The 11,870-nt window shown below is 33.6% G+C and carries 12 protein-coding genes; 6 read left to right on the forward strand and 6 right to left on the reverse strand.

Going from position 1 to position 11,870, the window contains the following annotated elements:
- Window positions 1–153: 153 nt before the first annotated feature.
- The 4 genes from Q9Q97_RS08585 to cysC form a co-directional block, all read right to left on the reverse strand.
- Entirely contained in the window at window positions 154–816 is a 663-nt protein-coding gene (locus Q9Q97_RS08585; RefSeq protein ID WP_306156186.1) for an RNA methyltransferase, read from the reverse strand.
- A gap of 61 nt (window positions 817–877) precedes the next feature.
- Entirely contained in the window at window positions 878–1,846 is a 969-nt protein-coding gene (locus tag Q9Q97_RS08590; protein WP_306156187.1) for a sulfotransferase family protein, read from the reverse strand.
- 1 nt (window position 1,847) lies between these two features.
- Window positions 1,848–2,537 carry an aspartyl/asparaginyl beta-hydroxylase domain-containing protein gene (locus tag Q9Q97_RS08595; RefSeq protein WP_306156188.1) on the reverse strand — a complete coding sequence of 230 codons (690 nt, stop codon included), beginning with the start codon at window positions 2,535–2,537 and terminating at the stop codon, window positions 1,848–1,850.
- 5 nt (window positions 2,538–2,542) lie between these two features.
- A complete protein-coding gene (gene cysC / locus Q9Q97_RS08600) occupies window positions 2,543–3,070 on the reverse strand; it encodes an adenylyl-sulfate kinase (RefSeq protein ID WP_306156189.1) in 528 nt (175 codons plus the stop codon).
- A gap of 166 nt (window positions 3,071–3,236) precedes the next feature.
- Between cysC and Q9Q97_RS08605 the strand changes: the two genes are divergently transcribed.
- The 4 genes from Q9Q97_RS08605 (at window position 3,237) to Q9Q97_RS08620 (ending at window position 8,498) form a co-directional block, all read left to right on the forward strand.
- A complete protein-coding gene (locus Q9Q97_RS08605; protein ID WP_306156190.1) occupies window positions 3,237–3,926 on the forward strand; it encodes an NAD-dependent deacylase in 690 nt (229 codons plus the stop codon).
- Window positions 3,927–4,005: 79 nt separating this feature from the next.
- The gene (gene purB / locus Q9Q97_RS08610) at window positions 4,006–5,352 is read left to right on the forward strand and encodes an adenylosuccinate lyase (RefSeq protein ID WP_306156191.1); all 1,347 of its coding nucleotides are present in this window, start codon (window positions 4,006–4,008) and stop codon (window positions 5,350–5,352) included.
- Window positions 5,353–5,438: 86 nt separating this feature from the next.
- The gene (locus tag Q9Q97_RS08615) at window positions 5,439–6,230 is read left to right on the forward strand and encodes an arginase family protein (RefSeq protein ID WP_306156192.1); all 792 of its coding nucleotides are present in this window, start codon (window positions 5,439–5,441) and stop codon (window positions 6,228–6,230) included.
- Window positions 6,231–6,263: 33 nt separating this feature from the next.
- Entirely contained in the window at window positions 6,264–8,498 is a 2,235-nt protein-coding gene (locus tag Q9Q97_RS08620; RefSeq protein WP_306156193.1) for a cation:proton antiporter, read from the forward strand.
- Window positions 8,499–8,710: 212 nt separating this feature from the next.
- On the opposite strand, the gene Q9Q97_RS08625 is transcribed toward Q9Q97_RS08620, so the two are convergent.
- A complete protein-coding gene (locus Q9Q97_RS08625) occupies window positions 8,711–9,349 on the reverse strand; it encodes a peroxiredoxin (protein WP_290967008.1) in 639 nt (212 codons plus the stop codon).
- 267 nt (window positions 9,350–9,616) lie between these two features.
- The gene (locus Q9Q97_RS08630) at window positions 9,617–10,528 is read right to left on the reverse strand and encodes an AEC family transporter (RefSeq protein WP_306156194.1); all 912 of its coding nucleotides are present in this window, start codon (window positions 10,526–10,528) and stop codon (window positions 9,617–9,619) included.
- Window positions 10,529–10,645: 117 nt separating this feature from the next.
- Between Q9Q97_RS08630 and Q9Q97_RS08635 the strand changes: the two genes are divergently transcribed.
- Both Q9Q97_RS08635 and Q9Q97_RS08640 read left to right on the forward strand, forming a co-directional pair.
- Window positions 10,646–11,053, forward strand: coding sequence for an Rrf2 family transcriptional regulator (locus Q9Q97_RS08635; protein WP_113679775.1), 408 nt, complete (start codon window positions 10,646–10,648; stop codon window positions 11,051–11,053).
- 57 nt (window positions 11,054–11,110) lie between these two features.
- On the forward strand, window positions 11,111–11,752 hold the full coding sequence (locus Q9Q97_RS08640) for an NAD(P)-dependent oxidoreductase (RefSeq protein ID WP_306156195.1): 642 nt from the start codon (window positions 11,111–11,113) through the stop codon (window positions 11,750–11,752).
- Window positions 11,753–11,870: the final 118 nt, after the last annotated feature.

The following is an 11,870-nucleotide window of genomic DNA, read 5'->3' on the forward strand; positions in this document are numbered from 1 at the left end:
CTCTCAATAAATACAAAATCCCCGATTACTGAAGTAGTCGGGGATTTTTTTTATGAGTTTTTTTGCCACGAATTACACGAATTTGCACTAATTTTTTATTTGACAGATTTTAAAAGAAATTCGCGGAAATTCGTGTAATTCGTGGCAAAAAAATTATCTAGGATTATCTTCGTAATAACGAGCTTCGATTCTTTTAATATCTTTTATAGAGTTTTTAGCCCAAAGCAATCGCTTTTCTAAAATTTCTTCCTCAGAAAGATGCCAATTAATATCTGATCTTCTCAATCTATTGGTTATGTTTTGAATAACAATTGCCGCAGAAACCGAAATATTCAAACTTTCTGTAAAACCAACCATTGGGATTTTCAAGAAACCATCGGCATTATCCATAATTTCTTGTGACAAACCTTCTTTTTCTGTTCCGAAGAACAACGCACTTGGTTTTGTAATATCGAAATCTTCCAGCATGCAATCTTTTTCGTGCGGAGTAGTTGCAATAATCTGATATCCTTTATTTCTTAAATCAGAAAGACATCCAGAAACCGAATCAAAACGATTTATGTCAACCCATTTTTGAGCTCCTAAAGCAATTTCTTTATCGATTCGTTTTCCAAAACGCTGTTCGATTACATTCAATTCCTGAATTCCAAAAACTTCACAGCTTCTCATTACTGCGCTTGTGTTATGCATTTGAAAAACATCTTCAACAGCAACAGTAAAATGTTTGGTACGATTCGTCAGTACTTCTAAAAATCTTTCTTTTCGGTTTTCTGTCAATATGTTTTCTAAGAATGCGAGGTAATCTAAATCAATCATTTTTATTTCTATTTGGCGCAAAAATAATAAATTAAAGAGAAAGAAGTCTTCTCGCTAATTTTCATCCTGCCAAATCTTTAATAAAATTGGCGCGAAGCTTTTGGTGCAGTACCTCGACCCGAACTAAATCAACTGGCAAAACATCATCTTTATAGGAATCTCCCATAAAAACGGCGCTTTCATTTTTAGAATGTTTTTTGAGTCGATCCAACATCGCTTTCAATTCACTTTCAGAAAAATTAATACTTATAAAAGTTATAAATCTTTCCATAACATTTTTCATTCCATCATTATAATTCAGCATTATAACGTTGTCATCCGTTTCATAATAATCAAGAAAAGCTTGAAAATATTTTTCCAGAACCAAAGCTTGATACTGTTGAAAACTTACTTGCTCTATTTCATCAGAAGTAATTCCGAAAACACTCGACGGAATTAAATTAGGAACCATGTGCATCCCAGCCATCTTTTGGTGCGATCTTAAAACTTCTCCCGGATTTCGAAACAATAACGCAAAAGGAACTTTCGGAAAAACCGCTCTTAAATAAGAAGCTTTAAAAACACTCCAAGCATCTAATTTTATAATTAAATGCTTCTGTTCTGAAAATCTCTTTTGTCCTAATAATCTCAAAACCGATTTCAGCAAATCTGTTTTGAGATTTTTGTCGAAAGCATCACTTCTCAAAATCTGATCGATAATAGGGGCTTCAGAAACCATAATATTTTCAGACGAAGTGGCCAAAGACTGACTCAACATCGTAGATCCGCATCTTGAAACATGAAAAACCAATCCTTTTAATTCTACACAATCGAGTTCTTTAGACCAATCTATTAGGTTTTCTGCCGTACTTGTAAATTTAAAACGCTTCAAATTATAATTATGGCTTATGCATTTTACAATTGTTTCTTCAAAAAAAGGCTCTGCAAAAGGAATATCCGCGAAATACATCCATTCAAAATAAACTTCATTTTCCTTTTCAATCAACTTAATTGGAATCCAATTTGCAATAAGATTTTTTATATTTTCCATTTTATGAGTTCATTTGTGATTGAAGTTCGGCAATAAGACGAGCATTAATTTCAGACGGATTTCTAGAAAGTTCTGCAATTACTTGCTTTTTTACTTCATCAGAATATTCATTTTTGTGCACATAATTTACATCAAAACCCATTTTAAAAAACAATTCGTCAGACCAATCATTTCTTATACAATCAATAGTTAAGTGAATTCTAGGTTCTAAACTTTTATTCTGCACACTATGAGGTAATTGAAAGTTGGCATACCAGCACTCCCCCATTTTCATCGGAACTAATTTGTGATCTACATAAAAATACACTTCAGAATTGGTGATAATAGGAACATGAATCCTAAAAAATCCATCTTCATACGAAGTATCATTATCAACATGCTCTTTAATCTCGCTTTCAGGTCCGAGTCTTAATAATCGTACCGCTTCTTTTTCGCATTCAAACCAATCCATTACTTCTTTAAAATAAGGACAGCTATCAAGCAAAGGCGTGTTTTTATATTCTTTATCTGGGAAAGAAAAAATATCATTTTCTAAACCCGATTGTGACCGTAAAGAAACGCTTGTCCATTTTCCTTCATACCGATTGGTATTAAAATGCGGTGTCCACAAATTGGTTTCGCAAGTCACTAAATCATTTTGCAATTTTTCTATCGAAAAAGAAATTGGAAGCTGGCAGGAAGAAGGATTCATAAGCCTTAAGAATTTAAATTGCTAATTATAAAGTTGTACAGTTTATGGGCCGAAACAGAAACTGTTTCTGAATCTGTTTGTAATATCAAATCTGCTTTTTCTGGAATTTCAAAAACGTCGCTTATTCCTGTAAATTTTCCAATTTTATTCTGATCATCATCTGGCAATAAAGCTCTTTTGTACAATCCTTTTGGGTCTCTTTCAATCAAATTTTGAATGGCACAATCCAGAAATACTGTTTTTACAAATTCATAAGACCTCAACTCATTTCTCAGATTTTCGTACGGATTGATGACCGACATCAAAACAATTTTCTTTTCTCCAATCAAATCTCGGCCAACATTAAAAAGACGTCTTACATTTTCACAGCGGTCTTCTTTAGAAAATCCCAAATCTTTACAGATTGTCTGACGGTAAACATCGCCATCGACTACTTCGGCTTCATAATTATTTTGAAGCAAAAGATGCCTGACATTTTCTGCCAAAGTCGTTTTTCCAGAACCAGATAAACCTGTAAATTGAATTAAAATCATTTGGAATCGCTTTTATAAAACGCAGCATTAAAACTAACTAATTTAAAAAGAGAGGCAAAGAGTATAAATACCCATTTATTTTCTTTAAAAAACATAGTTAATCCTTACTATTTGCAAGTTATTTGAATCAAGAAATCACTATTTTTATCTTTTAATAAAACTAAGAATGAAAAAGAAACTTGTTGTTTTAACTGGAGCAGGAATTAGCGCTGAAAGCGGAATTAAAACTTTTCGCGACAGTGATGGTTTATGGGAAGGACATGATGTTATGGAAGTTGCAACTCCAGAAGGCTGGCATAAAAATCAGGAATTGGTACTGGATTTTTACAACAAAAGACGCCAGCAATTAAAAGAAGTAAATCCGAATTTGGGTCATATCATTTTGGCCGAATTGGAAAAAGATTTCGACGTACACATCATCACTCAAAACGTTGATGATTTGCACGAACGCGCTGGAAGTACAAAAGTGTTACATTTGCATGGCGAATTGCTAAAAGTAAGAAGCACGCAAAATAAAAACTTAATTTTAGATTGGACAGAAGATTTGATTACAGGAGATTTAGACGCCAATGGCCATCAATTGCGTCCGCATATTGTTTGGTTTGGTGAAGAAGTTCCTGCGCTCGAAGAAGCTATTGACATAACTGAAACAGCAGATTATTTTGCTGTAATCGGGACTTCGCTCCAAGTTTATCCTGCAGCCGGATTAATTTCTTATACTCCAAGCACAACTCCTGTTTTTTACATTGATCCAAAACCGATCGCTATTCCTAATATTAGAAATAAAGTAGAAACAATTGCAAAATTTGCTTCTGAAGGAGTTGCCGATTTAAGAGACCGATTAAATTCAATTTGAATGCACAAATGCGCTTTTTAATTACCTGTAATCGCTAAATTCTGTTTATATTTGCACCTTTCGAAAAAACAACATAACAATGACTACTCTAAACGAACTGAATGCTATATCGCCAATTGATGGAAGATATAGAAATAAAACTCAAAATTTAGCACCTTTTTTCTCTGAAGAAGCTTTAATAAAATATCGCGTTTTAGTTGAAGTGGAATACTTCATTGCTTTATGCCAAATTCCATTGCCTCAATTGCAAGGCATTGACTCAAGCTTATTTGAAAGCTTGAGAAATATCTACAAAAACTTCTCTACAGAAGATGCGCTTTGGATTAAAGAAACAGAGAAAGTAACCAACCACGACGTAAAAGCGGTTGAGTATTTTATTAAAGATGCTTTTGAAAAATTAGGTTTATCTCAATACAAAGAGTTCATTCACTTCGGATTAACATCTCAAGATATTAATAATACTGCTATTCCGCTTTCTACAAAAGAAGCGTTTGAGCAAGTTTATATGCCAACATTAATTGCTGTAATTGCAAAATTAAAAGAATTAAGTGTTGAATGGAAAGACATTCCGATGTTGGCACGTACGCATGGACAGCCGGCCTCTCCTACTCGTTTAGGAAAAGAGATTCTGGTTTTTGTTGAACGTTTAGAAGAACAGATGCGTTTGTTGTTCAATATTCCGTTTGCGGCTAAATTTGGAGGCGCAACAGGAAACTTTAATGCACACCACGTAGCCTACCCGCAAATTGACTGGAAACAATTCGGAAATAAATTTGTTGAGACCGATCTTGGTTTAAAGCATTCTTTTCCAACAACTCAAATTGAACATTACGATCATTTTGCAGCATTTTTTGATGCTTTAAAAAGAATCAACACCATTATTATCGATTTAGATCGTGATATTTGGACGTATGTTTCAATGGATTATTTCAAACAAAAAATCAAAGCAGGAGAAATTGGTTCATCTGCAATGCCACATAAAGTTAACCCAATTGATTTTGAAAATTCTGAAGGAAACTTAGGAATTGCAAATGCTATTTTTGAGCATTTATCAGCAAAATTGCCAATTTCAAGATTACAGCGTGACTTAACAGACAGCACTGTTTTACGTAACGTTGGAGTTCCGTTCGGGCATACAATCATTGCTTTTGAAGCAACTCTAAAAGGTTTGAACAAATTGCTTTTAAACGAAAGTAAATTTGCTGAAGACTTAGAGAGAAACTGGGCAGTTGTGGCAGAAGCGATTCAGACTATTTTACGTCGTGAAGCATATCCGAACCCTTACGAAGCTTTAAAAGGCTTAACGAGAACCAACGAAGCTATCGACAAAAATGCTATTCATAATTTCATTGCAACTTTAGAAGTTTCAGATTCGGTTAGAGCAGAATTATTAGCTATAACTCCTAGTAATTACACAGGAATTTAAGAAAAATACCAAATATTCTACCAAAAAAAAGCTATCTTTATCGAGATAGCTTTTTTTATACCTATTTTTTATTAAAACACTATGCTATGCTTTTTATAAATCCACAATGGCAAGGTTCAGGAATAACTAATGAATTAAAAATTGGCGCAGAAACTTTAAAGTTATTTTTCAAAGATCATAGCTTTAAGGAGATTCCTCTTTATGAAAAAGATCTAGAGTCTCAACACAATATTATTGCATATAATTCTATTTTAAAGCAGGCTGAATTTTTCAAAACAGCCATTATAGAAAGTAAAGCACAAAAAATCCAGACTGTTGGAGGAGATTGTGGAATTGAAATCATTCCAATCTCTTATTTGAATGAAATTTACAAAAATAATTTAGGCATAATTTGGATTGATGCGCATGCAGATTTAAATACTCCAGAAAGCTCGCCAAGCAAGACATTTCACGGAATGCCTTTAAGAACGCTTCTTGGAGAAGGCAATGAAGAAATAAAAAAGATTCTTTTCTCAAACATTAAACCTCAGCAAATATGTTTTGTAGGTTTAAGAGATTTAGATGAACCTGAAATTGAATACATAAAATTAAATAAAATACAATCTGTTTCTAAATGCGATTACGCTGCTTTAGAACATATAATCAAGACTTATAATACTATTTATATTCATCTTGATTTAGATGTTTTGGATGAATCGGAATTTAAATATACTATGTTTCCAACAAGTAATGGTTTTAAAATTGACGATGTTTATCATTTGATCAAAGAAATCAAACAAAAAACAAATGTAGTTGGAATGTGTATTACTGAATCAAAAGCCGCAACATTAGAACAGCTTCAACCCATTAAAAAAGTTCTTGAAGAAATTCTATTTTAATAATTAAAAAATACTACTTATAAAATACCACCTATGATTGCATTAAATGCTGCTGAAACTACACACCATTTACAACCTTTAATTAGTGATTTAGGATTAATCCTAATGACTGCCGGAATTGCTGTTCTATTATTTAGAAGATTAAAACAGCCCTTGGTTTTAGGTTACCTGATTGCAGGATTTTTAGCCGGAAACCATTTTGATTTTTTCCCTTCTATCACCGATATGAAAAGTGTTGAAGTCTGGGCAGAAATTGGGGTTATATTTTTACTTTTCAGTTTAGGACTCGAATTCAGCTTCAAGAAACTAATGAAGGTTGGAGGGACTTCGTCTGTTACCGCCATAACACAGATTTTATTCATGACCGTAATTGGTTATGGTGTCGGACAGTGGATGGGCTGGGGAAAAATGGATAGTATTTTCTTGGGAGCAACACTCTCTATTTCCTCTACAACCATTATTATTAGAGCTTTTGATGAATTGGGTGTGAAAGGAAAAAAGTTCGTCGGAATTGTTTTTGGAGCTTTAATTGTAGAAGATATTGTCGCTATTCTAATGCTGGTTTTATTATCGACCATTGCGGTAAGCGATCAGGTTTCAGGAACTCAATTATTACAATCTGTTTTAAAATTAATTTTCTTTTTAATTATCTGGTTCTTAGGAGGAATATTTATTATTCCAACCATTTTCAAGAAAGCAAAACACCTTATGACAGACGAAATGCTGCTTATTATTTCGTTGGCATTGTGCTTAATGATGGTTATTTTTGCATCAAATGTTGGGTTTTCTCCCGCTTTAGGAGCCTTCATAATGGGGTCTATTATTGCTGAAACTACAATGGCAGAAAAAATCGAACATTTAATTCAGCCTGTAAAAGACTTTTTTGGTGCCGTTTTCTTTGTATCTGTCGGAATGTTAATTAATCCTGTAACGTTGGTTAATTATGCACTTCCAGTTGCCATCATTACATTATTGACCATTTTCGGAAAAGCTTTCAGTTCTTCTATTGGAGCATTGATTTCTGGTCAGCCGTTAAAACAATCTGTTCAAACCGGAATGAGTCTGGCACAAATTGGGGAGTTTTCGTTTATTATTGCAACTCTCGGAATGACTTTAAAAGTAACTAGTGATTTCTTATACCCGATTATCGTTGCTGTATCAGCAATTACCACATTTACTACACCATTCTTAATTAAATATTCAGAGCGATTTGCTTTCTTTTTAGAATCAAAAATGCCTAAAAGATGGGTTAAAAATATCAATCGCTATAGTGTAAATGCTCAAGCGATTAAATCGGTCAGCACTTGGCAGATTGTGCTTCGCTCTTCGATTACACAAATTATTCTTCATACTATCATTATTACAGCTATTATATTATTGTCATCCAAATTTGTAGCACCATTGGTTGCCGATACCAGATTCGGAAATACTTTGGCTGCTTTGCTGACTCTAGTTGTAATTGCACCTTTTTTATGGGCACTTTCGCTTCGTCGTGTAAAAGTTGATGAAGTAGAAGCTCTTTGGGAAGAACGAAAATACCGTGGCGCACTTTTAATGCTTATTTTAATACGAATGAGTCTTGGTTTATTCTTCGTTGGTTTTTTATTGAATATTTTCTTCTCTCCTTTGGTTGCTTTTGTAGCACTTATTATTGCAATTGGAGCGTATCAAATATTCCCTAAAAAACTAAATGAGCAGTACCATAAAATTGAAAATCACTTTTTGAAAAACCTGAACGATCGTGAAAACAAAAAGATCGACAGAAGATATGCTAATTTAATGCCTTGGGACGGTCACATGTCTTTCTTCGAAATTAAAAAAGAATCTAATCTCGTTGGGCAAACTTTACAAGAGCTAAAAATTCGTGAGCAGTTAGGAATTAATATCGCTTATATTAAAAGAGGAGATGTGACCATTCCGATTCCGACCAAAAACGAACGTTTATTTCCTGGTGACGAAATCTGCGTAATTGGAACTGATGCTCAGATTACAGAATTCACAAAATTCTTAACTCAAAATGAAACAGAACCACCTGGTAAAGTGGAAGAAACTGACATTGTTTTACGTCAGCTTGAAGTTTCTCAAGACGAATTCATTAAAAAAAGTATCGGCCAATTTAGAGCTAAAACAGACGGAATGGTTGTAGGAATTGAACGAAACGGAAATCGTATTCTAAATCCAGAATCTAGTTTAATATTAGAAAAAAATGATATTTTGTGGGTTGTTGGAGATAAGAGAAAAATGGCCGCTTTGTTGGCGGCGAAATAAGGTTCTGAGGTGCTGAGATGCTAAGCTTCTAAGGTGCTAAGTTTTTTTTGCCACTAAGACTCTAAGTCACGAAGCTTTGTCAGGCTGAACGAAGTCGAAGCCCGTGCACAGAAATTAAAAAAGCGCTGAGATTAATTTATAATCTCAGCGCTTTATATTTAAAAACTAAGAAGCTAAAAGCCTTAGAAGCTTAGCATCTTAGCAGCTCAAAATCACTTATTCGGCTGCGGTGTTAAACGCAAATAAGGTTTAATCGGCGTGTGTCCTTTTGGGAATTTTGCTGGAATATCGCTGTCTGGAATTGCAGGAGCGATAACCACATCTTCTCCATCTTTCCAGTTTGCTGGAGTTGCAACGCTATAGTTTGCAGTCAATTGTAAACTGTCAATTACACGAAGCAATTCGTCAAAATTTCTTCCTGTAGAAGCAGGATAAGTTAGCGTTAATTTAATTTTTTTATCTGGTCCGATCACAAAAACAGAACGCACAGTAAATTTATCACTTGCATTTGGATGAAGCATATCGTATAAATTAGCTACTTTTTTATCCTCATCTGCAATGATTGGGAAATTTACTTCTGTATTTTGAGTCTCGTTAATATCTTTAATCCATTCTTTGTGCGAGTCTAAACCATCTACACTCAAAGCAATAACCTTAGTATTTCTTTTTTTGAATTCTGGAACATAGTTCGCTACAGTTCCCAATTCAGTTGTACAAACCGGAGTAAAATCTGCTGGATGCGAAAATAAAACGCCCCATGAATCTCCTAACCATTCGTGAAAACTAATTGGTCCTTGTGTCGTTTCTGCCTGAAAATCTGGAGCTATATCGCCTAATCTTAATGTTGACATAATTTATCGTTTTTAGTTCCTCTAAAATTAATTAAAAAATACATTTAGAAAACATCTAAAAATTAAAATAAAGTTAAAATTCTACTTGCTCTATATAATTAATTATTTTGGCACTGAAATAATCGATAAAAAAATATGAAATAAAAGAATCCGAAGGATTCAAATATTTATAGCACTTAATTCCCGCCACAGATATTTGACCCCGTAGGGGTCATACTCAAAGTCAGCATAAAATTCTATAAACATTTGAATCCTTCGGATTCTAAATCAGATAAAATGTAAAACAAAATACCAGAAAGCCAATGTTATAAAAGAAATCGGAATACCGAAACCAATCATCATACTGCTCAATTTTGGTTTTAACCCGTAAGTTGAGGCTAAGATTGCACCTGTGATCATTGGTGCCATAGCGGTTTCCATTATCGTAATTTTTATAACTTCAGAATGCTGGTTAAAAATAACTATATACAATACAAAGATTACAAAGGGAACTAAAAGCAATTTAAAGAAAAGTCCAAGACGTAGAAATTTCCAATGCTGACTTTTTCGATCAAATGTCAATTGCAAACCAACGGAAAGCAATGCCAACGGAGTTACCAAACTTCCGATTTTTAGCAATAGAGATTGCAGATTTTCATTCAAATTATAATCGAAAATATTCATCAGACAAGCCAAAACAAACATGAGGAATGGCGGAAACAAAATAACTTTCTTCAAAATTCCCCAACCATTCGGACTTCCTTTAGAATAAAAAGCGGCAGTAAAAACGCCAAGTGTCGAAACCACCACAAAAGTTCCCGGCTGATCGACCAAAACAGCGGTTTCTAAACCTTTCTTTCCAAACAAAGCCTCAATAATAGGATAACCAAGAAAAGAACTATTGCTTAAACCAGCCGTCAGAATCAGACATCCGATTAATTTGTTGGACCATCCATTTCTTCTTCCTAAAAAATGAAAAAATATAAAAGCCAGAATATAAGTAATCCACCCCGCTCCTATCGGAAACAGCAATTCACTGCTCCATTTTATTTTCGGAATATGATATAAAGTTATCGCAGGAAGGCAGAAATAAATAACGATTTTATTGAGTGTCTTATAAATATGAGTAGGAAATTGTTTTACGTGCTGTAAAACCAAACCTAGCGTAAGAAAGAAAAATATTAAAAGAAAGTTGTTCATATTATAAGATCAACACAAAAATAAGTATTTAAATTTTGAGGTAAAGAATTAATTTTTAGTTAAATTAGTATTTTGTGTTACAAAAAGATGTAAATTTGTAACATATTTTATTACAGTATGATTTCAGGTAAATTTGCCATAACGATTCACATTCTTACTCTACTGCATAAATTCCCAAATGATTATTTGTCATCGGAGTTTATTGCGGGAAGTATCAATCTGAATCCTGTTTTGGTTCGAAAAGAAATTGCCAATTTAAAAGCACATCATATTGTAGAAAGTAAAGAAGGAAAAAATGGCGGTACAAAATTGGCGGTAAACGCTGCTGAACTGACTTTAAAACAAATATTCGAAATGACCTTTGAAACCATTGGTTTAGGTTTTGCTAAAAATCAGCCGAATCCTGATTGCCCTGTTGGAAAAAATATTAATCAGCATTTGGAGAATTTATACAGCGAAATGAATCAAAAAGTGAGTGCACAACTGGAAGGCATTTCATTGGAAGATTTTTCGAATCAATTTTAAAACTATTTTTTTATCTTAAACTGTAACATTTTTTATTACTAAATAAATTTATATATTATGAAAATCGCACTTATTGGAGCTACAGGATTTGTAGGCTCAGCAATTTTAAACGAATTAGCAGACAGAAAACATGAAATTACTGCTATTGCAAGAACTCCAAAAGATACAGCAAATGCAACTTGGATTGCCGCAGATATTTTTAATGTCGATGCTTTGGCAGAAATCTTAAAAGATCATGATGCTGTTATTAATGCTTATAACCCAGGATGGACTAACCCAAATATTTATGATGACTTTTTAGCAGGTTCTAAAGCTATTCAAGAAGCGGTTAAAAAATCGGGTGTAAAACGTTTTATCACTATCGGTGGTGCAGGAAGTTTGTATGTTGCTCCAGATTTGCAAGCGGTTGATACTCCAGATTTTCCAAAAGAAATTTTCCCAGGTGCCAATGCCGCAAGACATTATTTAAATATTATTAAAGAAGAAAAAGATTTGGATTGGGCATTCTTTAGTCCTGCTTTCGAAATGCATGCCGGGACTAAAACAGGTAGAACTGGAAAATACCGTTTAGGGTTAGAAAATCCTGTTTTCAACGATGAACAAAGAAGTATTCTTTCTGTAGAAGATTTAGCGGTTGTTATTGCTGACGAAGTTGAAACTCCAAAACATCATCAAGTTCGTTTTACTGCTGGTTATTAATTTTTTCTAAGCTACTAAGGTACTAAGACGCTAAGGTTCTAAGTTTTTTTTAGCCACAAATTACACAAATTTCCACAAATTATTCTTCTGCTGATTTTGAATATAAAATTTGTGAAAA

It is taken from the genome of Flavobacterium sp. DG2-3, assembly GCF_030730925.1.
Taxonomy (GTDB): domain Bacteria; phylum Bacteroidota; class Bacteroidia; order Flavobacteriales; family Flavobacteriaceae; genus Flavobacterium.

Coding starts and splice junctions, on each gene's coding strand:
- Q9Q97_RS08585 (WP_306156186.1), bottom strand. CDS start 816: ATGATTGATTTAGATTACCTCGCATTCTTAGAAAACATATTGACAGAA.
- Q9Q97_RS08590 (WP_306156187.1), bottom strand. CDS start 1,846: ATGGAAAATATAAAAAATCTTATTGCAAATTGGATTCCAATTAAGTTG.
- Q9Q97_RS08595 (WP_306156188.1), bottom strand. CDS start 2,537: ATGAATCCTTCTTCCTGCCAGCTTCCAATTTCTTTTTCGATAGAAAAA.
- cysC (WP_306156189.1), bottom strand. CDS start 3,070: ATGATTTTAATTCAATTTACAGGTTTATCTGGTTCTGGAAAAACGACT.
- Q9Q97_RS08605 (WP_306156190.1), top strand. CDS start 3,237: ATGAAAAAGAAACTTGTTGTTTTAACTGGAGCAGGAATTAGCGCTGAA.
- purB (WP_306156191.1), top strand. CDS start 4,006: ATGACTACTCTAAACGAACTGAATGCTATATCGCCAATTGATGGAAGA.
- Q9Q97_RS08615 (WP_306156192.1), top strand. CDS start 5,439: ATGCTTTTTATAAATCCACAATGGCAAGGTTCAGGAATAACTAATGAA.
- Q9Q97_RS08620 (WP_306156193.1), top strand. CDS start 6,264: ATGATTGCATTAAATGCTGCTGAAACTACACACCATTTACAACCTTTA.
- Q9Q97_RS08625 (WP_290967008.1), bottom strand. CDS start 9,349: ATGTCAACATTAAGATTAGGCGATATAGCTCCAGATTTTCAGGCAGAA.
- Q9Q97_RS08630 (WP_306156194.1), bottom strand. CDS start 10,528: ATGAACAACTTTCTTTTAATATTTTTCTTTCTTACGCTAGGTTTGGTT.
- Q9Q97_RS08635 (WP_113679775.1), top strand. CDS start 10,646: ATGATTTCAGGTAAATTTGCCATAACGATTCACATTCTTACTCTACTG.
- Q9Q97_RS08640 (WP_306156195.1), top strand. CDS start 11,111: ATGAAAATCGCACTTATTGGAGCTACAGGATTTGTAGGCTCAGCAATT.